Annotated in this window: 1 pseudogene; it reads left to right on the forward strand. The window is 45.3% G+C overall.

Features of this window, described 5'->3' with window-relative positions:
• Positions 1-155 (forward strand): annotated as a pseudogene (locus tag BN338_RS13745) (phage major tail tube protein); the annotation flags it as partial.
• Between the last annotated feature and the right edge of the window lie 167 nt (positions 156-322).

The raw sequence follows: 322 nt of genomic DNA on the forward strand, positions 1-322 counted from the left end.
CTACGGGCTATGATTGCGAGATCAAGAATATTTGGGATTATACAGAATATTGGGATGGTTCTGTTTTGCATCGCTTTTCCTTTAAACGGGGTGGATGGTTGGTACGCAACGGGCAAGAGATCGGTGGACGGCGCCGCTCTATTCTCAATTTATAAGGAATTGATCATGACAAGTTTACAAACCAGCCTTGATGTAGAACTCCAAGTTCCCCTTGTTTATAAGGATGGTGACGGCAAGGAAGCCTGTCGGCAAAAATTGACCTTTTATCGCCCTACTTTTAAGCAAGCACGACAATTAGCCGTGTTGATTGGACCGCAGCTGG

Source organism: Bartonella queenslandensis AUST/NH15, assembly GCF_000312585.1.
Lineage (GTDB): Bacteria > Pseudomonadota > Alphaproteobacteria > Rhizobiales > Rhizobiaceae > Bartonella > Bartonella queenslandensis_A.